General features: G+C 34.8%; 22 protein-coding genes, 1 tRNA gene and 1 pseudogene. 21 read left to right on the forward strand and 3 right to left on the reverse strand.

All coding sequences use genetic code 11. The annotated features are described in order from the left end of the window. The first annotated feature begins 352 nt into the window (after positions 1 to 352). The 6 genes from OTJ99_RS01705 (at position 353) to OTJ99_RS01730 (ending at position 4,910) form a co-directional block, all read left to right on the forward strand. Positions 353 to 697 carry a hypothetical protein gene (locus OTJ99_RS01705; protein ID WP_269015415.1) on the forward strand — a complete coding sequence of 115 codons (345 nt, stop codon included), beginning with the start codon at positions 353 to 355 and terminating at the stop codon, positions 695 to 697. Beyond that, positions 630 to 1,496 (forward strand): hypothetical protein, encoded by an 867-nt coding sequence (locus tag OTJ99_RS01710; RefSeq protein WP_269015416.1) that lies wholly within the window; start codon positions 630 to 632, stop codon positions 1,494 to 1,496. The genes OTJ99_RS01705 and OTJ99_RS01710 overlap by 68 nt, the downstream gene beginning before the upstream one ends. Positions 1,497 to 1,620: 124 nt before the next feature. Continuing rightward, the gene (locus OTJ99_RS01715; protein ID WP_269015435.1) at positions 1,621 to 2,736 is read left to right on the forward strand and encodes a tetratricopeptide repeat protein; all 1,116 of its coding nucleotides are present in this window, start codon (positions 1,621 to 1,623) and stop codon (positions 2,734 to 2,736) included. After that, the gene (locus tag OTJ99_RS01720; RefSeq protein WP_268748467.1) at positions 2,736 to 2,858 is read left to right on the forward strand and encodes a hypothetical protein; all 123 of its coding nucleotides are present in this window, start codon (positions 2,736 to 2,738) and stop codon (positions 2,856 to 2,858) included. Before OTJ99_RS01715 ends, OTJ99_RS01720 begins: the two co-directional genes overlap by 1 nt. After that, positions 2,839 to 3,411: a hypothetical protein gene (locus OTJ99_RS01725; protein ID WP_045165607.1), complete on the forward strand. Its 573-nt coding sequence runs from the start codon at positions 2,839 to 2,841 to the stop codon at positions 3,409 to 3,411. The genes OTJ99_RS01720 and OTJ99_RS01725 overlap by 20 nt, the downstream gene beginning before the upstream one ends. A gap of 104 nt (positions 3,412 to 3,515) precedes the next feature. Next, the gene (locus OTJ99_RS01730) at positions 3,516 to 4,910 is read left to right on the forward strand and encodes an Ig-like domain-containing protein (RefSeq protein WP_052671488.1); all 1,395 of its coding nucleotides are present in this window, start codon (positions 3,516 to 3,518) and stop codon (positions 4,908 to 4,910) included. 211 nt (positions 4,911 to 5,121) lie between these two features. Here OTJ99_RS01730 and OTJ99_RS01735 read toward each other — a convergent pair. Then, positions 5,122 to 6,350 (reverse strand): annotated as a pseudogene (locus OTJ99_RS01735) (IS256 family transposase). A 140-nt stretch (positions 6,351 to 6,490) separates the two neighbouring features. Beyond that, a complete protein-coding gene (locus OTJ99_RS01740) occupies positions 6,491 to 7,480 on the reverse strand; it encodes an aldo/keto reductase (RefSeq protein WP_045165481.1) in 990 nt (329 codons plus the stop codon). A gap of 168 nt (positions 7,481 to 7,648) precedes the next feature. Between OTJ99_RS01740 and OTJ99_RS01745 the strand changes: the two genes are divergently transcribed. The 8 genes from OTJ99_RS01745 to pepV are packed head-to-tail and all read left to right on the forward strand — an operon-like array spanning position 7,649 to position 17,121. Further along, the gene (locus tag OTJ99_RS01745) at positions 7,649 to 8,122 is read left to right on the forward strand and encodes a cell division protein ZapA (protein ID WP_045165480.1); all 474 of its coding nucleotides are present in this window, start codon (positions 7,649 to 7,651) and stop codon (positions 8,120 to 8,122) included. Then, positions 8,109 to 8,996 carry an alkaline phosphatase family protein gene (locus tag OTJ99_RS01750; RefSeq protein ID WP_045165479.1) on the forward strand — a complete coding sequence of 296 codons (888 nt, stop codon included), beginning with the start codon at positions 8,109 to 8,111 and terminating at the stop codon, positions 8,994 to 8,996. Before OTJ99_RS01745 ends, OTJ99_RS01750 begins: the two co-directional genes overlap by 14 nt. An 11-nt stretch (positions 8,997 to 9,007) precedes the next feature. Beyond that, positions 9,008 to 11,311 carry a U32 family peptidase gene (locus OTJ99_RS01755; protein WP_045165478.1) on the forward strand — a complete coding sequence of 768 codons (2,304 nt, stop codon included), beginning with the start codon at positions 9,008 to 9,010 and terminating at the stop codon, positions 11,309 to 11,311. 3 nt (positions 11,312 to 11,314) lie between these two features. Then, positions 11,315 to 12,436, forward strand: coding sequence for a sporulation integral membrane protein YtvI (gene ytvI / locus OTJ99_RS01760; RefSeq protein ID WP_045165477.1), 1,122 nt, complete (start codon positions 11,315 to 11,317; stop codon positions 12,434 to 12,436). A 2-nt stretch (positions 12,437 to 12,438) separates the two neighbouring features. Next, positions 12,439 to 14,226 carry an ASKHA domain-containing protein gene (locus tag OTJ99_RS01765; RefSeq protein WP_045165476.1) on the forward strand — a complete coding sequence of 596 codons (1,788 nt, stop codon included), beginning with the start codon at positions 12,439 to 12,441 and terminating at the stop codon, positions 14,224 to 14,226. A gap of 17 nt (positions 14,227 to 14,243) precedes the next feature. Beyond that, positions 14,244 to 14,963, forward strand: a complete 720-nt coding sequence (locus OTJ99_RS01770; protein WP_045165475.1) for a TVP38/TMEM64 family protein — start codon at positions 14,244 to 14,246, stop codon at positions 14,961 to 14,963. Between the two features lie 24 nt (positions 14,964 to 14,987). Next, positions 14,988 to 15,755 (forward strand): N-acetylmuramoyl-L-alanine amidase, encoded by a 768-nt coding sequence (locus tag OTJ99_RS01775; RefSeq protein WP_045165474.1) that lies wholly within the window; start codon positions 14,988 to 14,990, stop codon positions 15,753 to 15,755. Further along, positions 15,727 to 17,121, forward strand: a complete 1,395-nt coding sequence (gene pepV / locus OTJ99_RS01780) for a dipeptidase PepV (protein ID WP_045165473.1) — start codon at positions 15,727 to 15,729, stop codon at positions 17,119 to 17,121. The genes OTJ99_RS01775 and pepV overlap by 29 nt, the downstream gene beginning before the upstream one ends. A 67-nt stretch (positions 17,122 to 17,188) precedes the next feature. On the opposite strand, the gene OTJ99_RS01785 is transcribed toward pepV, so the two are convergent. After that, a complete protein-coding gene (locus tag OTJ99_RS01785) occupies positions 17,189 to 17,818 on the reverse strand; it encodes a manganese efflux pump (protein ID WP_045165472.1) in 630 nt (209 codons plus the stop codon). Between the two features lie 168 nt (positions 17,819 to 17,986). Between OTJ99_RS01785 and OTJ99_RS01790 the strand changes: the two genes are divergently transcribed. The 7 genes from OTJ99_RS01790 (at position 17,987) to mreB (ending at position 22,745) form a co-directional block, all read left to right on the forward strand. Then, positions 17,987 to 18,529 carry a sigma-70 family RNA polymerase sigma factor gene (locus OTJ99_RS01790; protein WP_045165471.1) on the forward strand — a complete coding sequence of 181 codons (543 nt, stop codon included), beginning with the start codon at positions 17,987 to 17,989 and terminating at the stop codon, positions 18,527 to 18,529. Further along, positions 18,522 to 19,856, forward strand: coding sequence for a hypothetical protein (locus tag OTJ99_RS01795; RefSeq protein ID WP_045165470.1), 1,335 nt, complete (start codon positions 18,522 to 18,524; stop codon positions 19,854 to 19,856). Before OTJ99_RS01790 ends, OTJ99_RS01795 begins: the two co-directional genes overlap by 8 nt. Positions 19,857 to 19,909: 53 nt before the next feature. After that, a complete protein-coding gene (locus OTJ99_RS01800; protein ID WP_045165469.1) occupies positions 19,910 to 20,218 on the forward strand; it encodes an STAS domain-containing protein in 309 nt (102 codons plus the stop codon). A gap of 17 nt (positions 20,219 to 20,235) precedes the next feature. Then, positions 20,236 to 20,583, forward strand: coding sequence for an ATP-binding protein (locus tag OTJ99_RS01805; protein ID WP_045165468.1), 348 nt, complete (start codon positions 20,236 to 20,238; stop codon positions 20,581 to 20,583). A gap of 13 nt (positions 20,584 to 20,596) precedes the next feature. Further along, positions 20,597 to 21,370, forward strand: a complete 774-nt coding sequence (locus OTJ99_RS01810) for a SigB/SigF/SigG family RNA polymerase sigma factor (protein ID WP_045165467.1) — start codon at positions 20,597 to 20,599, stop codon at positions 21,368 to 21,370. A 58-nt stretch (positions 21,371 to 21,428) separates the two neighbouring features. After that, positions 21,429 to 21,516, forward strand: a tRNA-Leu gene (locus tag OTJ99_RS01815). A gap of 209 nt (positions 21,517 to 21,725) precedes the next feature. Continuing rightward, a complete protein-coding gene (gene mreB / locus OTJ99_RS01820) occupies positions 21,726 to 22,745 on the forward strand; it encodes a rod shape-determining protein (protein ID WP_045165466.1) in 1,020 nt (339 codons plus the stop codon). Positions 22,746 to 22,755: the final 10 nt, after the last annotated feature.

Genomic DNA, 22,755 nt, shown 5'->3' on the forward strand with positions numbered 1-22,755 from the left:
TTTTTTTTTTTTTTTTTTTTTTTTTTTTTTTTTTTTTTTTTTTTTTTTTTTTTTTTTTTTTTTTTTTTGGGATATAATCAAACAAAAATTGAGAAACGAGGAGTGAGGGGTATGAGTAGTAAAATTATTACGAATTATAACCTGATTAAGAATACTCACAACAATATTTAAGGTCAATAGTTCCAATCATAGTGTTTCTGCACGATCGCTTTCAACAGGTTGGATTGTGCCTAATAAACCTTCTGTGCAGTCTACTGCTGCATACAAAGTTACACTTTCAAACACTTCTTTGCAAAAAGCTTCTACCAGCAGTAAAACTCATGGTTCGAATACACGAAATAGTGGAGGAATTTTGGGTATTTTTTCAAATATCAAAAAAGATATTAGTGACACTGCAAAAAGTATTCAGAACAAAGTCAACAATTTTGTAAAATCTACAGTTTCAAATTTGAATAACACAGTTAAAACAGTAGAGCACAAAATTTCTTCAGTAGTAAAATCAACTGGGAAAAAATTAGAGACCGTTGCAAAAGATATTAAAGAAGGTTTGAAAAAAGCTGTAGATGTTACAACAACAAATAGTATTTCTGTTGTAGGGAATAAAACTATAAAAAAGAGAAAAAATAACCTTGAATGTAGCAGGCAACAAAATGTATCTAAAATTTACATCTTCAGTAAGTGGAGAAGTAGGAGTTGAGAAGACTTCACAGTACAAAGCAAATACAAAGAAGGCTTCTGGTGTTGTTGAGCACAGCAATTCTGGTAAATTGAATTTGGAATTAGAGAAGGGAAAAATTAGCAAGAGTTTTGAGACTATCACGAGTACGAAAGTTAATGATAAAACTGAAATTGTAGGTAATGTAACAGTTAACAAAAGGGGTGCTGAGGTTGCAGGTGGAACAAAACTGGTGCTTTTGAAGACACATAATCAGGAAGTTAATGTAACAGTTGGGGGAGCAGTAAAGGACAATAGAAAAGCTGAAATAAATTTAGCTAAGGTAACTCATTCTTTATCAACAGGTAAGATAACTTCCGAAAAAAGCGTAGGGTTAAGCATTGATGAGAAAAGTTTTAATAAGATAAAGACCACTATGCAGGGTGTATGGCTCGCAGTACCAAATGCTACAAAGTTTAAGATAGGAGTTGCTGTTGGAGTTTTCAAAGGGGCTGTAAATACTGCAAAGAGTTTAGTTGATGTTGTAACTCATCCAAAACAGATTGTAGAAGGGGTAGAAGTGGTAGTTAAACATCCTCAGGCAGCATTAAAATATGTAGAGCAATCTGTTGCTAAGGCAAAGAAAGAATTTGTAAATGGTGATGCTTACAAAAAAGGAGAAATGGTAGGGAAAGCACTGTTTGAAGTAGGGGTTAGTATAGCAGGTACCAAAGGATTAGATAAGTTAGCAAAGGCAGCCAAAGTATCTGGTAATTTAGGAAAACTTAAAAAAGTATTTGATGTTACGACAAAAGTGGCAAAACCAGCTTTTGGTTATTAAATCTTTGCACACAGAGCTTTGCAAAGAGCTCTGTGTGCTTTGTATTGAAGAGAGTAATTGCTTTTTGATAAAATATACCCGGTAAAAAAGTTTGTAGTAAGAAGGGGAATGAGAGTTGAAAAGGATGAGGAAAAGCAGGAAGTGGCTGATAATTGGATTGATAGGTTTAATACTGGTTTATTTTGGATTTAGATTTTTTTCAAACAGATATATCATTGTAGATGACAAAGTTATAATGAACACTTTGTCAATAGATGATACACTTAGTGTGATAAATGGGATGATAGATAGGGGGGAGTATAATAATGCTGCAGCTCTTGCCAAATGGATTGTTAAAAATGCTAAAACTTCTGATGGTAAAATTAGTGGTTATTTCAAAATGTGTGAAATAGCCAATCTGATAGGTAATCCGATGATGGAGGAATATTATGCAGACCTTGCTTTGAAGCAGTTAAACAGTGATACCTCATTGTGGGTTAAAAAGGTTGCTTATTTTTATAAAGGTGTAGCAGTTGGGAAGAGAAGTCAGGAACTTGGTGAGATAAAAAGAATGAGTGAAGCTGTTTACTGGATAAAAATGTCTTTAAATATTAATGACTTGGATGAGCCTAAAACAACCTGGGATTTTAATGGACGAGCATATTATTCACTTGGGGTAATATATATAGAAGCATATGGAAATTACCAAAAAGCACTTGAATACATAGAAAAGTTTTTGCAACTTGTTAAGGAGGATAAAGAGAATGAATTTTTAAGAGAGTATATTGAGCTATTATCATACTCAGGGAATTGCTATTATGAATTGGGTATGAAGGATAAATTAAGAGAAGTGTATGATATCTGGAAAAAGAATTATCCCAAGTACAAGGATTATTTTAAGAATTATAAATTTCAATTGAAAAAGTTAGAATTTCTTAACAAACTAATTGATGGCAAATATAAAGAGGCAGAAGAGATTATGAAGAAAGAAGATCCAGAGTATTTAGGGATTTACTATTATCGAAAGGTAGGAGATATTGAAAAAGGCAAGAAAGCGTTGATAGGTTTTGGGAAGAGTAATATACAACTTTATCCATTTCCATTTTTTCAGAGGTGGGTAAAAGAGTTTAAGCTAAGTGAGGAAGAGAAGAAAGAACTTGAGGTTATGTGGAAAAGATGGGTTGAGGAAAACAGAAAGAAGTGTATGACTACAAATGTACTTAGAAGTGATAAAGAGATAGCAAAGAGGGGTTGGAAATAATGAGGTACAGGTTTGAATGCACATTTTTAGAAGCAGAGAGAGTTTATTTAGAAATCATATCAGAGAAGACAGGGAAAAAATATATTCCGATGACAAGAGGAGATGATAGTTTTGTGTTGTGAGCTGGATTTGAATCCTTCTGATATTTATAGATACATTTTTGTAATTGACGACAATATAAGGCTGATAGACTGGGCAGCACCGTTTACACTGCCAACAGAAGACGGGCAGATATTTTCCTGCATAGCTATAAATGCCAGCGGAGAAATCTTAACATATGATTTTGAACCAAGTATATATGTTAAAGACTTTGGCTTTTGCAGTGATACAGTTGAAAGTGGGGAGTTAATTTATAAAAGAGCTTTTTCAAGGAGAGACGAGAAGGTATGTGTGAGGATTGAATATAAAGATGTTTTGGGTTTTCATCAAAGCAGTATACTTTGGTATAAGCCTAATGGGGAATTTTTTGTTCAAAGCAGTGGTATTGTTTGGAGCGATGATGAGAGAATGGACAACATAACTGAGTGGCATTACATACAGATAAGCGATGAAATGCCTACAGGTAAGTGGAAAGTAAAGTTTTTTATTGATGGATTGTACATCTTGGAAGACTATTTTGTGATAACTCCAGGTGTATATGGCGTAGAATCAGGTATATTAAAAACAAACGTATAAAGCCAAAAAGTAGTCTTTACCAACGTATTACAGACAACATAGCTCAAATAGTGGAGTAATAAGAAGGCATTACTACAAACTTTTATGTGGAGGTGTATGACATAATGAAGGAAATAATTAGAAAAGTAATTATTGTTATTTGTTTTCTGAGCATTATATCAGGTTTTCAGTTTGTTTTATCAGCTCAAACCAAAACTAAAATTGTGAAAATTGATAATTTAAACATTATAGTAAAAGTTGGAGACAGTTTTACCTTGCCAAGCAAAGTCAAGGCTACCCTTTCTGACAAGAAAGTAGTTTATGTTCCTGTAAAATGGACTCCTAATAGAGTATCTACTCAAAATGTAGGCAGATTTGTATTTAAAGGCAAGGTTCAAAATTATAAGAAAGATGTTATATTAACACTCAATGTAAGGTATTGGACCTTAGATGAGCTCAAGAAAGAAAAGAACAAGGTTGTTGTTTTAAAAGGTTATAACAAAGAAGGTAAGGTTTTTACATATTGTGGTATTTTGCTATCACCTGATGGGAAGATATTAACAACTTATACTGCTATCGATTATCTTCAGAAAGCGGAAGTATATATTGGAAATCAGAGATATGAAGTTGAAAAGGTTATAGACTATGATGTTTCAAAGGATATAGCGATTTTAAAATTGAAAGGGGCTAAGAATCTGCCATATGTAAAAATAGGCGACTCAACTAAGGTCAAACCAGGTGATAGAGTGGTAGTAATTAGCACATCAGCTATTTATACAAATGTGTTTGTTTCTGAATATGATAAAGATAACGGGGTATTTGTTCTTGGTGGAGAGGCTATTAAGAAGGACGATACAGGGATGGCAGCTTTTAATTTCAGGGGCGAGGTTATTGGTATTGGATTTACAGGGTATTATAATGAGAATCCTAATAAGAAATATTTGATGGTGATTCCTTCTGAGAAAATAAAATCTCTTAAAGGTAATAAGAATTTAAGTTTATCACAGCTTTTTAGACGGGAACATGTAATAGAGGGAAAAGATTTTTATTACGAAGGTGAGATAAAGGACGGTATGAGACATGGCTATGGCTACTGCAAGTGGAGCAATGGAGATGAGTATATAGGTGATTGGAAAAATGATACAATGGATGGATATGGAGAATATTACAGCGCAAATGGAGATGTTTATAAAGGCGATTTCAAAAATGGCATGTTTGATGGCAGAGGGACGTGCATTTTTGCAAACGGAGATAAGTATGAGGGAGAATGGAAGAATGACAAGATAAATGGGAAAGGCACATATATATGGGCAAATGGTGATAAGTACGAAGGTGAGTGGAAAAACGGAGTCAAAGAGGGATATGGAATATACACATGGGCTGATGGGGATAGATATGAAGGTGAGTGGAAAAACGATAAAATGAATGGAACTGGGACAATGTATAAAGCAACAGGTGAGGTAATTAAGGGTATTTGGAAAGATGGTGAATTGATCCAAAAATTAGAGGATAATTTTTAAAAGGGTCTGTAAATAATTTTGTGTATTTAAATTCAGGATAATCTTGTCTACCTTCTATTTTTTAGTATTACCATTTTAAAAATTTTTATGCATAAATTTTTTAAAAGCTGGACAAAATTTAATAGTGGAATATATTGCTCTGATTTTTCTGGTTCTAATTTGTTTTAGATTGCTTCCATGAAAGCAATCTAAAGCGAACTGAAGTTTGTTATTAATTTATATATCCACTTAAACGTTCTGGATACATTATCAAAAGCTGATTTAATATTATATCCCAATTTCTGTACCTCTGTGTCCACTTTCTTACAACATTTTTTGTTGCAAGATAAAGCATTTTCTCTAACGCTGTATCGTTTGGAAATACTGATTTTGCCTTTGTCACTTTTCTAAATTGTCTATAAACTCCTTATATGATGTTTGTTGTATAAATTATCTTCCTTATTCTGCCGAGGGAAACTTAAAAAACGAAGTCGGTAGCTCCCAGTTGTTTTCCCAGCTCCTGAACGCATAAGGATACTGTTTCCCCCATTTTTCTTTTACATAATAAAAATTTTCCAGTGCTTCTTCTTCATTAGTTGCCTGATATACTTTTTTAAAATCCTTTGAAAATTCTTTTATATGCTTGTATGAAACATATTTGAACGAATTGACTTGGCTGATGAATAATACACTTTTGAATATCGCTTTTCGGGAACACTGCTTCTATTGCTTCTTTTAAATCTGTCAACCCATCAACACAAAATAGTAATACCTCTTCCACTCCTCTTGTTTTCAAGTCATTCAAAACACCCAACCAGAATTTAGAGCTTTCACTTTCTCCAATCCATATTCCTAAAACATCTTTATATCCTTCAATGTTAATACCTAAACCAACATAGGCAGCTTTATTCACAATTTTTACCCTCGTCTTTTATCTTGTAATGAATCGCGTCCCTGAAAATAAACGGATATATCTTTTCCAATGGTCTATTTTGCCATTATCTTATTCTGCTGAATAATTTTCTCTGTAATTTTGCTAACCATTTCAGCAGGTATTTCGATACCATAAATATCTTTTATTTGCACATGAATGTCTCGAGTTGCTATTGCTCTTGAATACATGGCCATGAATTTGTCTTCAATCTCTGAAATATCTCTTTTGTATTTAGGAATTATCTTGGGTTCAAATTCATCTTCTCTATCCCTTGGAATATCAAGCTCCATTTCACCAAACTTGGTTTTGAGAGTTTTTTGACTATAACCATTTCGCGAATTTGTTGTCTGCTTGTTTTTGATATCATATTTTTCGTACCCTAAACTTTCCTCAATTTCTGCTTCTAGAAAACTTTGGAGTAAGTCTTTGAATAGATCCTTCAAATTCTCATAAATGTCACTTACACCGTGGATGCTATTTTTCCTTATGAACACAAGCAATTGTTCTTTTGTTAAAACATTTTCCATAACAAAAACCTCCCTCTTGGATATTTTTGTTTATATTCTGATTCTTACCAAGAAGGAGGTCCTTATACTTTACACAAAATTATTTATAGTCTCACTCCCAACCTTGTTTCTTTTTGGGAAAGGTCCCTTTCACTTTTTAATTATGAGTTTAAAATCTCATCAATCTCTCTCAGCTCTTCTTCTGAAAACTCAAGATTATTTATACAACCCACATTATCTTCAATCTGAGATACTTTGCTTGCACCGACAATTACTGAAGCTACAACTTTATTTCGTAAAATCCACGAAAGTGCAAGCTGTGAAACTGTCTGCCCACGTCTTTTTGCAATCTCAGATAATTTTTTAACTTTTTCAATTCTCTCAGGTGTTATATCGCTTTCTTTTAAGAACACTCCTGATTTTCTTACTCTTGAGTCTTCAGGAATTCCGTCCAAATAACGCTCTGTCAGAAGCCCCTGGGCAAGAGGAGAATATATCACAGCTCCCATGCCAAGCTCATTTAATGTATCAAATAAGCTATTTTCAACATCTCTTGCAAACATATTATATCGAACTTGATTTACAATGAGTTTTAATCCCATTTGCTTGGCAGCTGAATACGCTATTTTAGTTTGTTCAGGATTGTAATTTGATATACCGGCATACAAAGCTTTTCCGCTGTGCACTGCCTGATACAAAGCTTCCATTGTCTCTTCAATTGGTGTTTCTGGGTCAGGTCTGTGCGAATAAAAAATATCAACATAGTCAAGGTTCATTCGTTTAAGGCTTTGGTCTAAGCTTGCAAGAAGGTACTTTTTTGAACCCCAATCGCCATAAGGACCATCCCACATCCTATAGCCTGCCTTTGTTGCAACAACTATCTCATCTCTGTAAGGTTTTAAATCAAGTTTAAATATTCTGCCAAAGTTCTCTTCAGCAGCACCCGGTGGTGGTCCGTAGTTGTTTGCCAAATCAAAGTGAGTGATTCCAAGGTCAAAGGCTTTTCTTACAATCTCACGCATGTTTTCAAGAGAGTCACTGTAGCCGAAGTTGTGCCAAAAACCAAGCGAGATAGCAGAAAGTTTTAGCCCACTTTTTCCACAGCGAAGGTATATCATGTTATTGTATCTGTTCGGGTCGGCAATATACATATCTTTCCAGACTCCTTTTAAAGGTTTTAATAATTTGATTTTAGCTTGATGAGATGAATATTGCAATATCAACTCTACTTTGCTTCCAAATTTTCAATTGCAATGAATATGAAAAAAAACTATAATATAGATAATAACACTTATAAAGCTTTTAAGGATGTATGAGGAATGGACGAGAATATCAGAAGAGATGATAACTTAAAACGAATAGAAGTAAAAATTGCGGGGATGAACTATGTACTAAAAACTGACGAAGATGAAGAGTACATAATGAGAATTGCAAACTTTATAAACAAAAAAATGTCTGAGGTTATTGCAAATGAACCGCACCTTAGCACATCGCTTTCTGCTATGCTTACAGCATTTTTGATAACAGATGAGTATTTTAAGCACTTGCAAGAATGTGAAGAAAAGCTCTCGAACACTTCAAGTGATGCTGAAAAATATATGAAAGAAATTGAGGAGTATAAAGAAAAGCTAAAAGAGGCGGAAGAAAAAATAGCTGAGCAGACAGAACAGATTGAAAAGCTAAATGAAATTATCCAAAACCTCACCCAAGAACTTGAAATGACGAAACTTGAACTTGATAGGACAAAAAAAGAGCTTGACGATTTTATAAATACATTCGATGGTGATAGATAAAATGAAGCTGCTTTTTATATTCTTAGACGGTGTTGGGAAAGGGGAGAATAAGGCGCACAACCCCTTTTTTTATTATCACCCTAAATCATATGATATATTCTTAGAAAAAGGAATTATGAGATTCTTAGATGCCACATTAAAGGTTCCAGGCCTTCCACAGAGTGCCACAGGCCAGGTTACAATTTACTCTGGAATAAATGCTGCAAAAGAGGTTGGTTTTCACATAAACGGTCAGATTACACCAAGCCTCAAGAGAATCATTGATAAGAAGAATATATTTAAAACTCTAAAACAAAATGGTCTTAAAGTTGACTTTGCAAATGTCTATAGGGATGAGTATTTGCAAAAACTATTAAATGATAGGAACTTTAAAATGTCTGTTACAAGTTACATGGCTTTAAATAGCGATGTTGCTTTAAAAACTGTTGAAGACTTGTTAAAAGGTGAGGGTGTGTACTGCGATATCACAAATGAAATCTTAATAGAAAGTGGCTATAATGTACCGCTTTTTTCGCCCCAAAAAGCCGCAGAGAATCTTCTAAATATTTCAGAAAAGAGCCATTTTGTTCTATTTGAACACTTCAAGACAGACCTTGTTGGTCACTCTTGCGATATGGAAAAGGCAATAAAACTTGTAAAGGTCTTAGATGAATTTTTTATTTGCATAATTGAGAACCTTCCACCTGACACGTGCATAATTATTACTTCAGACCACGGGAATCTTGAAGATTTGTCTGTTAAAACTCACACATACAACTTGGTTCCATTTTTGGCATACGGCAAAGGACAAGAGGTTTTTAAAGATATAAGTTCAATTGAACAGGTTTATGAGTATATTTTGAAATACTTCAAAATAGCAGAAAAAGAGGGATGATATAGGCTGCCATGAAAAAAGTAGAGCTTTTATCACCTGCAGGTGGGTTTGAAGAGCTCATCTCAGCAATTCAAGCTGGTGCAGATAGTGTATATGTTGGTGCAAAGGAATTTTCAGCAAGGGCGTATGCAAAAAACTTCTCAGAAGATGAACTAATCAGAGCTATAGATTACTGCCACCAAAGAGGGAAAAAGATTTATCTTGCCATAAACACTTTAATCTATGACGAAGAAATACCCAAGGCTTTAAAGCTTCTAGAACTTGCCTATAAAGAAGGGATTGATGCTGTCATTGTACAGGATTTTGGACTGCTTGCTATAATCAAAAGAGAGTTTGCAGACCTTCCCATTCATGCAAGCACGCAGATGACAATTCACAACTTGTTTGGTGCAAAAGTGCTATCAAGACTTGGAGTAAAAAGAGTTGTTTTGGCAAGAGAACTGAATATAAATGAGATAAAGAACATCAAAAAAGGTGCTGATATAGAAGTTGAAGTTTTTGTCCACGGTGCACTTTGTATTTCGTATTCAGGGCAGTGCCTTTTTTCAAGCATACTTTTCAAAAGAAGCGGGAACAGAGGACAGTGCAGCCAGCCATGCAGGCTTTATTATAAGCTTCTTAGTAAAGACAAAAAGATTGCAGATGAAGGCTATCTTTTGTCACCAAGAGACATATGCCTTTTAGATCATATTCCAGATCTTATTGAAGCAGGTGTGGACTCTTTCAAAATAGAGGGAAGGCTAAAGGACAAATATTATGTGTATACATTGACCTCTATTTATAGAAAGTATATAGATATGTACTATCAAACAGGGAAGATTGAAGTAGAAGGAGAGGACAAAAACAAACTCTTTCTTGTTTTCAACAGAGGAAATTTTAGCAAAGGGTATTTGAGTAATCCCTCTTATGATAATCTCATTTTTAAATCAGCGCCCAACAACACAGGGCTTTTGATTGGCAGCTTTTACTTTAAAGATGGCAGGCTTTTTATGAAAACATCTTATGACCTTACAAATGGTGATATAATTGCATTTAGAAGTGAAAAGTTTGAGGAAGTTTTGCTTGAGATAAACAACAATATCTCAAAGTGCCAAGGTGGTAGAGTTAAGGTTGATATAGATTTTGCAAGAAAAAAGGTTTTAAAAGACGTTTCAAATGGGCAAGTTTTCTTGGTCAAAAGTAAACAGCTTGAAGATGAGGTAGACCAAGTTTTAAAAAAGGAGAAAAAGTTCAGAAAGGTAAATTTTGAGGTTACAATAAAAAGAGGAGAAAATATAAAAGCTATTGCAAAGACAGAATTTTTTGAAGCACATGCAACAGGGCCTGTGCCAGAGGAGGCAAAATCAAAGCCAACAACATACCAAAATATTTTAGACAGTTTTTCAAAGCTTGGTGGTACAATTTTTGAGTTAAAGCGACTAAAAGTTCATCTTGATGATAACATCTTTGTCAAGATTTCAGATTTAAACTTGCTGCGAAAAGAAGTGATAGAAAAGCTGTCAGAGTCAATAACTTGTTCTTTTAAAAGAAGTTTTCAAAAGCCACTTGAAATGCTCTATTATTTAGAAACAAGGCAAATTGACAAGATGAAAACTTCACATAAAAGGTTTTCGTTTATAGTTGATTCATTTTTACAATACCAAAAGGTAAAAGGATTTTTACTTTCGCACAAAATTGAAAACTTTGACATTTACGTTCCATACACCTTGATTTTTGACCATGAATTTTCAGAAAATGACATTGTATACTTTGACAGGATTACGCACGATAACGACCTTGAAAAAATAGACATTAAAACTTTAAAGAATAGAGGCTTTAAAAAAGTTTTAATAAGAAACCTTGGACAGTATGATCTTTTGAAAGACCACTTTGATCTTTATTTTGACTACAGTTTCAATGTTGTAAATTCTTTTGCAATGGATTTTATAAAAAGTCTGGGCGCAAAAAGACTTTGTTTGTCTTGTGAGCTTTCAAAGCAGCAGATTAAAAGAATATGGGAAAATACTCCAAATGACCTTGAGATTGAAACTGTGGTCTTCTGGAAAATTCCGCTTATGATAAACAAGCTCAAATTTTTTGAAAAAGGTTCATATCTGCAAGACAGAAAAGGAGAGCTATTAAAGCTGATTTCTACCCAGACACTGAAAAACGAGATTTTAAACCCTGCAGCACTTTATATTGACGACAAAGATGTGCCTGCAGATGTTATAAGATTTGATTTTACAGCCTGCTCCATAGACGAAATTACCAGCATTTTTGAGAACTATTTTGATGCTAAAAGTGTAAACTTAAAACTTACAAAGGGGTACTATTAAGAGATGAAAGAGTTTACCAAAAACAAGTTTGTAGTTACAATGATTTACATTGTACTTTTTGCAGCATTTATCTTCTCGTGTGCATACTTAATAAAAGCATTTGGCCTTTTTATAAGATTTATTTTAAAGGCGTTTATACCTGTTTTGATTGGTCTTTTTATAGCAACAGTATTTGAACCAGTTCTGAAATACCTTGAGAAAAGAAAGCTCAGCCGTACAGTTTCTGCTATATTAATACTTTTGATTTTAAATGTACTTTTGGCATTTATCCTTGCAGAAGGAATATATATCCTTGTTAATGAATGCATGAGCCTTATCTCCAGCCTGCAAAGTATTGACTATGACAAGGTCTATGACACCTTAAACAACCTATTTTCAAGCGTAAAGAACATATACACTGACCTTCCAGGCCCAATTGTAAACTTTATTCAAGCGGGTGTCAATGAGCTTACAAATATTCTAAACCAGATAGCAACATATAGCGTAAAAGTAATAAAGGTTATTCCTGCAACGTTAAAAGGAGTTACAATTTGTTTTTTCTCAGTGCTTTCAAGCTTTTTCTTTATGAGAGATAGACACAAAATGCGCGCATGGCTTATTCAAAATTTCTCAGCTCAAGTTTACAAAGAACTATCAAGCATTGCTTTTAAAGTGATAAACTCTGTTGTTGACTATGCAAAGTCCCAGATAATCTTGTCAATTTTAATGTTTTTATCAGGACTTATTGGTCTTTCAATAATAAAAGCACCTTACTTTTTGGTAATAAGCCTTCTTTTGGGACTTTTGAGCATCATTCCAATTATAGGTTCAGGTATAATTCTTTTGCCTTGGATAGTAGGCAGTTTCATTGCTGGCAACACAAGCTTTGGTATAAAGCTCTTAATTGTGTATCTTATAATCTTAGGTCTTAGAGAATTAGCATCAATTAAAATTGTTGCATCGCAGGTTGGGATTTCGACATTTACAACCCTTATTTCTATCTATGCGGGCATTGAAATTTTTGGTGCGTGGGGGTTTATAATCGGTCCGCTTTTGGTTGTGTTTTTGAAGGCGATCTTTGAAACAGGGGCAATCAAAAAGATACGGGAGAATCTGTTTTTACAAAAAAGGAGTGAACAAGTATAAAAATGCATAGGGTTGTGGTACACACTGAAGATAGAATGCTTTCAATAGAAGCAAAAGAAGGAAAAAGCTTATTAGGCATATTGCAAGAAAACTCAATCTTTTTAGAAGCGCCTTGCGGTAGCAGAGGCATTTGTGGAAAGTGCAAAGTGCTGGTTTTCAAAGAAGGCAAGCCTTATTTGGAAAATATAACTGAGGAAGAAAGAAGAATTTTAACTTCAGATGAGATTCAGAAAGGAACAAGACTTGCCTGTTGTCTTAAACTCTTTGAAAGTCTTGAAGTTTTTTTACCCTATTTAAAACAAGAGGCAAGGATACTTTCCAATCTTTATACAAATAAATTTGAAGTTGATAGTGATATAATTACAGAGAAAGTAGTTTTAGAAAGACCAACCTTAGATGACCAAAAAAGTTATTTTTCACGCTTAAAGTCCTTGCTCGGTAGAAAAGATTTAAAAGTATCACATTCTGTTTTAAAAAAGCTTGCAGAGTTCAAAGATGAGGAGTTTTTTGTAGTTCTGTACAATGATGAAATCATAGACATTACAAAATCTGAAAACCTGTTTGGCTTAGCGATTGATATTGGTACAACAACTGTTGTGTGTTATCTTGTAGACCTTTTAAAGGGAAATGTGGTTGACTATTATTCATTTGTAAATCCACAAAAAAAGTTTGGTGCAGATGTGATTTCCCGAATAGACTTTGCAGCACAACAGGAAGATGGGCTTTCTGTACTTCAAAAAGAGATTATTAAAGGAATTAATGAAGCCATAAGGATTTTGACAAGCAGGCTTTCAATTACTAAGGATGAGATTTATAAGGTTGTAGCGGTTGGAAATCCTACAATGCTTCATCTGCTTTTGGGAGTTGACCCAGTATCCATTGCAACATCACCTTTTGTCCCAGTTTTTGCTGAAAAGATTGAAGAAAGAGGGCAAGCTCTGGGACTTGAGATAAACAAAAACGCCATTTTGAAGCTGCCCGGCAGCCTCTCTGCCTACGTTGGTGCAGATATAGTTGCTGGGATACTTTCAACAGAGATGCACAAGAGCAAGAAGGTACGTCTTCTTTTAGACCTTGGGACAAATGGCGAGATGGTTTTGGGCAATAAAGACTTTATGGTTGCAGCTTCAGCTGCAGCAGGACCAGCTTTTGAAGGTGTGAATCTATCTTGTGGGATGAATGCATCAAGCGGTGCAATTGATAGTATCAAAATCAAAGATGGAAAGATTGAATTTACGACAATCGAGAATACCCAGCCAAAAGGGATTTGTGGTTCTGGTACAATTTTGGCAGTGGCTTTCATGCTTGAAGAAGGTATCATAGATGAGACGGGAAGATTTTGTGAAGATGTTAAAGAAAAGTACAAAGACAATTTCAGGCAGGCAAATGGTCAAGATGCTTTTTTCATAACAGATTCGGTTTACATCACACAAAAGGATATACGAGAGATTCAGCTTGCTAAAGCTGCAATAAGCGCAGGGATTAAAACAATGCTGAAAGAAGCTGGCCTTTCGGAAGATGATATTGAGACAGTTTATTTGGCAGGCGGATTTGGAAATTACATAAGTCCATGGGCAGCTATCAAAATAGGACTGATTCCAGAGGGGCTAAAAGACAAAGTAAAACCTGCCGGGAACACTGCCGGAAATGGTGCTATCTTGGCGCTTTTGAGCAAAAGTGCTGAAAAAGAATTTGAAAAGATTAAAAAGAGGGTAAAATACATTGAGCTATCCAGCTCACCAGAGTTTAACGAGTTGTTTGTTGAAAGTATGATATTTGATCAAGGTTAAAGGGGAAAGTAGGAAATATGGTAGAGGAAATCAAAATCAAAGATAGGATAAAGCTTTGGATTTTTATCTTTATGATTGCCGTCTCAATATTTGCTTTGATATACGCAGAAAGACAGCACACTTTAAGCCCAAGGTATATAAAGCAGTATATATCACATTTTGGAATATGGGCACCGATGGCGTTCTTGATTCTGTATTCTATAAAGTCGTTTATAATCTTCATACCAGCAGGAATATTTATGCTTGCAGCAGGTCTTACATTTGGAACATTTTTGGGATCACTAATTTTAGTTGTAGGGACGCTTTTGTCATCTACAGTTGGATTTGTCTTTGCAAGGTATTTTGGCAAAGACTATGTACAAAAGAAGCTTCAAAATACAAAGTTTTCGAATTTGGGCAGCAAAATTGCCCAGAAAGGATTTTTAATAATCCTTCTTCTGCGGCTTGTGCCAATTCTACCTTATGATGCTATAAACTACATATGTGGTCTTTCTAAGATAAAATACAAAGATTTTATTCTTGCAACGCTGATTGGCACAGTTCCTGCTTGTTTTTTGTATGCCTACCTTGGTGAGAATTTATTAAAGCCTTTTTCTAAGGGATTTTACTTCAGTGTGGCCTTAGTAATTTTAATATCTCTTACACCAGTACTTTTTGCAAAAAGTGTCAGGGAGTTTTTGCAAGAAGATAAAGAGGATGGGCAAAAGCGTGAGAATAAGAAAGATGCTGGGGCATAAAATTTATACTGTAGAAAAGGTACTTTGAGGGAAGGTTTTAAAAAGGTTGAGTGTGGAAAAAAGGTAAAACTTTCTATAATACTCTTGTTCATAGTAACAGCCGGTATCATAGCTTTTATTAGTAACAAGGAAAAAACAAGAATTTTGAATGTATTTAACAACAAAGAGCCTAAGAAAGCTCATAACTTAATAGTCATAGACCCGGGACACGGTGGATTTGACCCCGGGGCTGTTTTTGGCAAGATAAAAGAGTCAGTTATTAATCTCGAGATAGCAAAAAGAGCAAAAGAGTATTTTGAGATGTTTGGATTTAAAGTTATTCTCACAAGGTATAATGAGGATGATTTGAGCGAAAATGATGCAAAAGCCCACGACCTCAAAAAAAGAAAGCAAATTGTTTTGGAAAATGAACCTGAGGTTTTTATTTTTATTTCAATCCATTTAAATAGTTTTCGGGTTAACAAATACCTTGGTGCTCAGGTGTTTTATGAAAAGTCAAATGAAGAGGCAAAAAAGCTTGCTTCTTGGGTCCAAAATGAGTTAAAATACATGCCAAACGGTCTTGTCAACAAACGCATGCCAAAACCAATTGACGTTTATATGCTCAGGGGGCTGAAAATCCCTGCTATACTTGTTGAATGTGGTTTTATGTCAAACCAAATGGAACTTTCTCTTTTACAGACAAAAAAATATCAGGACTGGCTTTCTTATTCTATCTTGAAAGGAGTATTAAATTATCTAGACAGCAAAGGAGATGTTGAGGATGGAAGATATAAAGACACTTATAGATAAAGAGATTGACAATCTTAAAGAAGATATTATCGCAACAACAGCTCAGCTAATTAAAATAAAAAGTGTTGAAGATAAGCCTCAAGAGGGTATGCCGTTTGGAAAAGGTGTAAATGATGCTTTAGTTTTTTGCGAAAAGCTTTGTCAGAAGCTTGGTTTTGAGACAAAAAATTTTGATGGGTATGCGCTTGAGGCAAGATTTGGAGAACAAAGTGAAGATGTGTGTGTAATAGGACATCTGGATGTTGTGCCAGAAGGAGAAGGTTGGAACGTGCCGCCGTATGAAGGTGTAATTAAAGATGGGAAAATCTATGGTCGCGGCGCAATTGATGACAAAGGGCCAACAGTTGCTGCGCTTTATGGCATGTATGTTGTAAAAAAACTTGCTGAAGAGGGAAAAATCTCACTTGACAGAAGTTTGCGATTTGTTTTTGGCACAAATGAAGAAAGTGGCTCAAAGTGTTTACAGTATTACTTTAAAAGGGCAGAATACCCCACAGTTGGATTTACACCGGATGCTGATTTTCCAGTAATCCAAGGCGAAAAGGGCTTTTTGGTGTTTGAACTTTCTAAAAATATAGATGGCAATTTCTATCTTGAAGGTGGAGAAAGGCCCAATATGGTGCCTGACAGATGCACTTTTAAGGGAAGCTTTGACATTCAAAGGGCAAAAGATATAGTATCCAAAAAAAGTTTAGAAGGAAAGACAGAGATTTATGAAGAGGATGGGATGACTGTAATAAAGACAAAAGGCATCTCTGCCCATGGAAGTCTTCCTTTCAAGGGCGAAAATGCAATTTCATATATGTTTGACATTTTGCAAGAGCTTTACGAAAAAGAGGATGAGTTTAAGAGGTTTATAGAGTTTTATAATAAACACATTGGCTATGATGTATTTGGTAAAAATTTGAACATTGGGTTTGAGGACCAAAAGTCAGGAAAGCTTGTTTTAAACGCTGGCATGGTGCGGAAGGTAGATGATAAAATTGTCCTTACAATTAACATTCGCTATCCAGTTGATACAAAGTATGAGGATATTGAAAGAGAGATTAAAAGTGTGATAGAGGAGTATGAGATTGATTACAAACTAATTACAGATATGCCACCACTTTACTTTGAAAAGGATCACTTTTTGATAAAGACATTACTTGATGTATACAAGGAATTTACAGGAGACGATAGTAAGCCACTTGTAATTGGTGGTGGAACGTATGCAAGGTGGGCAAAAAATGTGGTTGCATTTGGACCTAACATGCCGGGCGATGAAGAGGTGGCACATCAAAAGGATGAGTATATAACTATTGATCGGCTTTTGATGTGTGCAAAGATTTATGCAAATGCAATCTACAGACTATCTAAAAAAGATTAAGCGAAGAAAAGAGAGGCTAACAAGACAAGCTGATTAGAAGCAGCTTTTTAGCCTCTCTTTTTGTTATTTAAAAAAGAAGGTTGTAAACTCCAAGATAAATCAATACAATCCCTGGTATGTAATTTGCAAATAATAATCTTTTTATGCATTTTAAACTGTGTGCCAGGGTATTTCCGGTTGATATAGCAATAAACTGAACAATTGGAATTAACAGTATCTCATAGATGTTTACTAAATTGCTAAGTCCAAGTGAAAACGAAGCAGAAAGACCATCAAAAGAAAGAGCAAGTGAGACAAACAGGGCTTCAATCGGCTCAATGAAACCTGACTGGTCTATGCCAGACACGCAAGGTTCTTTGATAATCTTGATAGTAAGTCCAAGGGATTTTAAAGAGAAATTGACAAGTGTTCGAGGACTATCTTGTCTATTTTTTTCAGACAATGTGCGGAATATCAAAAGTATTCCAATGAGAATCATTAACATTGGTCCTAAGTATTTTGAAAATTCTGAGCTGATAAGGACTCCAAAATGTTTTCCAATTAAAAATGATAACATCATAGTAAAAAGTGATACGCTAAACATTACTACCTTGGACTTAAACAGGATTTTGATGCCTTTTGTACCAAATGCAATTCCGAAAAATAGTGCGTCAAGGTTTATGGCTACAATTGCACTCAAGACTTGAAAGAAATTCATTTTAGACTGCCTCTAAATGATAGTTTTCCAGGAGCTTTATTATTATACGAATATTCAACCTTCTTTGACATTGAAACGAAATTCTTCTTTCTTCGTTATAATAGTTATAGTAAAATTTTAGGTGTGTGATAAAAAATAAAGTGCTAAAGAGAGGTTTACTTGTAGAAGATGGATGAAAGAGAATTGGTTGAGAAGGCAAAGAAAGATAAGAAATATTTTGAAAAGCTGTATGAGATATACTTTGAGAAAATATACTCTTACATATATTACAAAATATTTAACCATCCAATTACAGAGGACTTGACAAGTGAAACCTTTATGAAAGTTTTGAAATCGTTAGATAGGTTTGAGTACAAAGAAAGCAACTCTTTATCAGCTTGGATATTTAAAATTGCTCAAAATGTTGTAAATGATTACTACAGAGCCAAAAAAGATTATATAGACATTGAAAAAATAACAAACCATTCAGGGCTTAAGACACCTGAAGAGGAGCTTTTTGATAAAGTAGAAAAAGATATTTTGAAAAAAGCACTATCGAAGCTTACAAAAGAACAACAAGAGGTTGTGATTTTACGTTATGGTGCGAACATGAAACTAAATGAAATAGCAAAGATGAAAAACAAATCAGATGTTGCTATAAGAGCCCTATTTTTCAGGGCAATCCATTCTTTAAAGGAAATGCTTTTAAAAGAGGTGCGTGAAAGTGAATGATGAAAAGCTTGACAATTTGTTTGAAGAGGCATTCAGGGTAGAGTACAGAAGAGAATTCAAAGAAGAGCTAAAAAATTTTCTTCTTAAAGAATATGAGAAAAGAAAAAGAGACAGGATTTATCTTAGAATTTCAACAGCAATTGCTGCATGCCTTGTGTTAACCGCTCTGCTTTTTTTAAGTTTTAAACTGAATATAGGAAGTTTTAGAGTATCAGATAGTTCTTTAATAAAAAACGAGATTGAACAGGTGCTGAATATAGATAAAAGCAAAGAGTCTAAGGTCCAAGAAAACTCTGCTGAAGAAGCAAAGCAAACTGATGACACCAAAAACATCCCAGCTTTGCATGAAAGCAAAACGTCTAATGAGAAAGCGAAAAAAGAAAATTCTACTTTGAGTTTGCCAGAAAGTAGCAGAAAAAAGCCTGAACAAAAGTCAAATAGCAACACACTTTCGCAAAACCCAAAAGAGAAAGAGGCTTTGAAAAATCAAGCAAATTCAAAGCCCCGGACTGTTACAGCTACAGTGCAAACTACAAAAAGCCAAGGTTCAGGAAATAAAAATTTAAAAGTTAAAGAAGCAAACAATACAAAGGATGAAAATACCAGAAAGGTTACTATAGCATCTATTGATGCAAATAATCAATTAAGTAAAGAAGAAACAAGACCTGATGAAGAAAAAAGTAAAGAAAGCAATGAAGCTGCAATTTCCCAGCAAGTATTTTACTCAGTATATGTGCTAAAAAGCGAAAGCTTGGACTTAAAAGAAGAGGACATTGCAAAGAGTTTGAAAAGCAATGGATCTGCTGGGGTGTATACAGAAAGCTTACAAAGTACCACAGCAAATTCGGTCTATATAAGTATTTACCAAGATTATTATTATTTTGAAGTTTCTGATAATGAAGATTTGAAAGTGATGGGTGCGTTGCAGCAAACTGTGGAAGAAAAGGTTTATAAAGAGGCTGAGAATATTTTAAATAGTCTTGGGCTTGAAAATTATAGAATTTCAGTTGTAAATCAAGAAAGCACATACAGGGCAAATATAACCTTCTGTTATCTGGGTTTTGAAGTTTATGACTCTCAAGGGTATATTGAGTTTGACAAGTTTGGAAGGATAAAAAGAGGGCAGATTTACTTCAAAAGATTTTTGCCAGTTCAAAAGGTTGAAGTATTTGACATACAAACTGCTGCAGCACAGTTCAAGAGAAGGTATAATTTAAAAGATATAGATGTGTCAAAGATAAAGCTTGTCTACAAAAAACAGGGCGATGTATACTTGCCTGTTTATATTTACATTAATGAAAACAAAATATATTGGTTGGAAAAGTAGAGTTTAAAATGGTATAATAGAATATACAAAAATGTTAACGGAGGTTTCAAATTATGAACCTTGATTTAAAAGAGAAAGTTTCTGAAAATGGCATTGTAATTGAGCTAAAAGGTGAGCTTGACATATTTTCATCACCCACTTTAAAGGACAAGCTTTATACATTGATAGATACATCTTCTTCAGATGTAATTGTTGATATGAACGATGTTACTTACATTGACTCAACAGGGCTTGGTGTGTTTGTAGGCGCTCTCAAAAAATCAAAGCAAAAAGGGACTAACATAGTGCTGAAAAACCTAAAACCAAATGTAAAAAAGGTGTTTACAATAACAGGCCTTGACAAGGTGTTCAGGATTGAATAAGGAGGACTTTGCTAAATATGCACGAAATTATGTTAACAATTCCATCTAAAGCTGAATATATTATGGTAGTGAGGCTTACTTTATCTGGGATTGCTGCCCGTTGTGGATTTGATTTTGAAACAATTGAGGACTTGAAAATGGCAATTTCAGAGGTATTCAACCTATTTAATATTGAAAAAATATCAGGGCAGATTAGTATAAGGTTTGAAATTGACAAGAACTGTTTGGGAATTGAGATAGATATTCCAACAGATGAGATAAACAAGAATGAACTTGCTGAAGTTATTTTAAAAACACTTATGGATGATGTAGAGTTTGAAAAACTACAAGACAAGTACATTGTAAGACTTAAAAAATATCATTGAGGGGCCTGATTTGATGGTTGATGAGAAAAAAACAATAAATGTTGATGATGCTGAAATAGATAGACTCTTCGAAGAGTATCAAAAGACAAAAGATATCAATCTCAGAAATGAGCTTGTAAACAGGCATTTGTATATAGCGGAAATTGTTGCAAAGAAGTTTGTAAACAGGGGAATAGAATATGATGATTTGTATCAAGTTGCGTGCATGGCACTTATAAATGCAGTTGAGAGATTTGAACCCAACAAAGGTTATAAATTTACAAGTTTTGCGACACCAACAATTATGGGCGAAATCAAACGCTATTTTAGAGATAGAGCCTTGCTTATCCGGCTTCCGCGAAGAATTTATGAAACCTCAAGCAAAATAAAACTTGCAACTGAAATACTTTCAACAAAACTAAAACGGCCGCCAAAAGTTGAAGAGATTGCAGAACATTTGAATATGAGCCTTGAAGAAGTTTTAGAGGTTATGGAGGCATCAACCAATTACCTTCCTCAATCGCTTGACCAGACAATGTACGAGGATGAAGAGATGACCTTAGGAGATGTTCTTGGAAAAAGCGATGACAGCCTTACTCAGATAGAGAACATTGAGGCAATAAAAAAAGCAATAGATAAATTGAGCCCTATAGAAAAAGAATTTGTCCAGAAGCGCTTTTTTGAGGAGAAGACACAACGAGAGATTGCTGATGAGATGAAAGTATCACAGATGTACATCTCCAGGCTTGAAAAGAAGGTTTTAAAGAAACTTAAAGACTTTATTGATGGGACAAAGATGCCTATTTGACAACCCAAAAAATTTGTGCTATACTATTCTTGCTTATAAATCAAAATACTAACTATGTGCCGAAGTGGTGGAACTGGCAGACGCGCCGGACTCAAAATCCGGTGGCCGCTGAGGCCGTGCGGGTTCGACTCCCGCCTTCGGCACCATTTCTATTCGTACATGAATGAAAAGCCGTTAGCAAAGAAGCTGACGGCTTTTGTCTTTTGTATAAATACTTTTCTCTTTTCAACCTTGTTATCCTTCTTCTTTTGTTTTCAAATTTGTTAATAAAATTAATTGAAAATATCTAAATTAAAAATTAAAATATTGTTAAAGGTAATATACAAAAATAAAAAGAGGAAAGGAAAGGCGGCATATGGCATTTGGAACAGATATAGGAATCGATTTGGGAACAGCAACAGTTTTAGTATATGTCAAAGGCAAGGGTATAGTTTTGAGAGAACCGTCTGTTGTTGCAATAGAGCAGACAAGAAAACAGATTTTAGCAGTTGGTGAAGAAGCGAGGCGAATGATAGGAAGAACTCCTGGAAACATTGTGGCGGTAAGGCCACTCAGAGATGGTGTTATATCAGACTATGAAGTGACAGAAGCAATGTTAAAGTATTTTCTTGGGAAAGTTCTTGGCAGGCGTGTGTTTTTCAAGCCGAGGGTTGTTGTATGTGTCCCCTCAGGCGTAACAGAGGTTGAAAAAAGGGCTGTTTTGGATGCTACATATGAAGCAGGAGCAAAGCAGACATTCTTGATTGAAGAGCCAATTGCAGCAGCAATTGGTGCAGGTCTTGATATTTCAAAGCCGATGGGATGTATGGTAATAGACATTGGTGGAGGCACAACAGACATTGCAGTAATTTCACTTGGTGGAGCGGTTGTGAGTGAGTCAATTAAAGTTGCAGGGGATAAATTTGACGAGGCAATTATCCGATATATAAGAAAGAAGCACAGTGTTGCAATTGGTGAAAGAACAGCAGAAGAACTCAAGATAAACATAGGATGTGCATACAAAAAACCAAAGGTAGAATCTATGGAGGTCCGTGGAAGAAGCCTTCTTACTGGTCTTCCAAAGACAATTACTGTCACATCAGACGAGATGTTGCAGGCCTTAGAAGAACCAGTGTCGGCTATAATTGAAGCTGTTCACAGGGTACTTGAGAACACGCCACCTGAACTTGCAGCAGATATTACCTCGACAGGGATTGTCATGACAGGTGGAGGAAGTCTTTTATGGGGTTTGGACAAGCTGATTGCTGAAAAGACAGGTATTCCAACCAGAATTGCAGATGACCCAATTTCATGTGTTGCGCTGGGTACAGGAAAGGCGTTAGAAGCACTTGATCAATTGGAATCAAGCTTGATAAAGGACCCAAGAGTAAGGTAAAAAAGGGGAT

The organism is Caldicellulosiruptor naganoensis, from assembly GCF_026914285.1.
In the GTDB taxonomy this organism is placed as follows: Bacteria; Bacillota; Thermoanaerobacteria; order Caldicellulosiruptorales; family Caldicellulosiruptoraceae; genus Caldicellulosiruptor; species Caldicellulosiruptor naganoensis.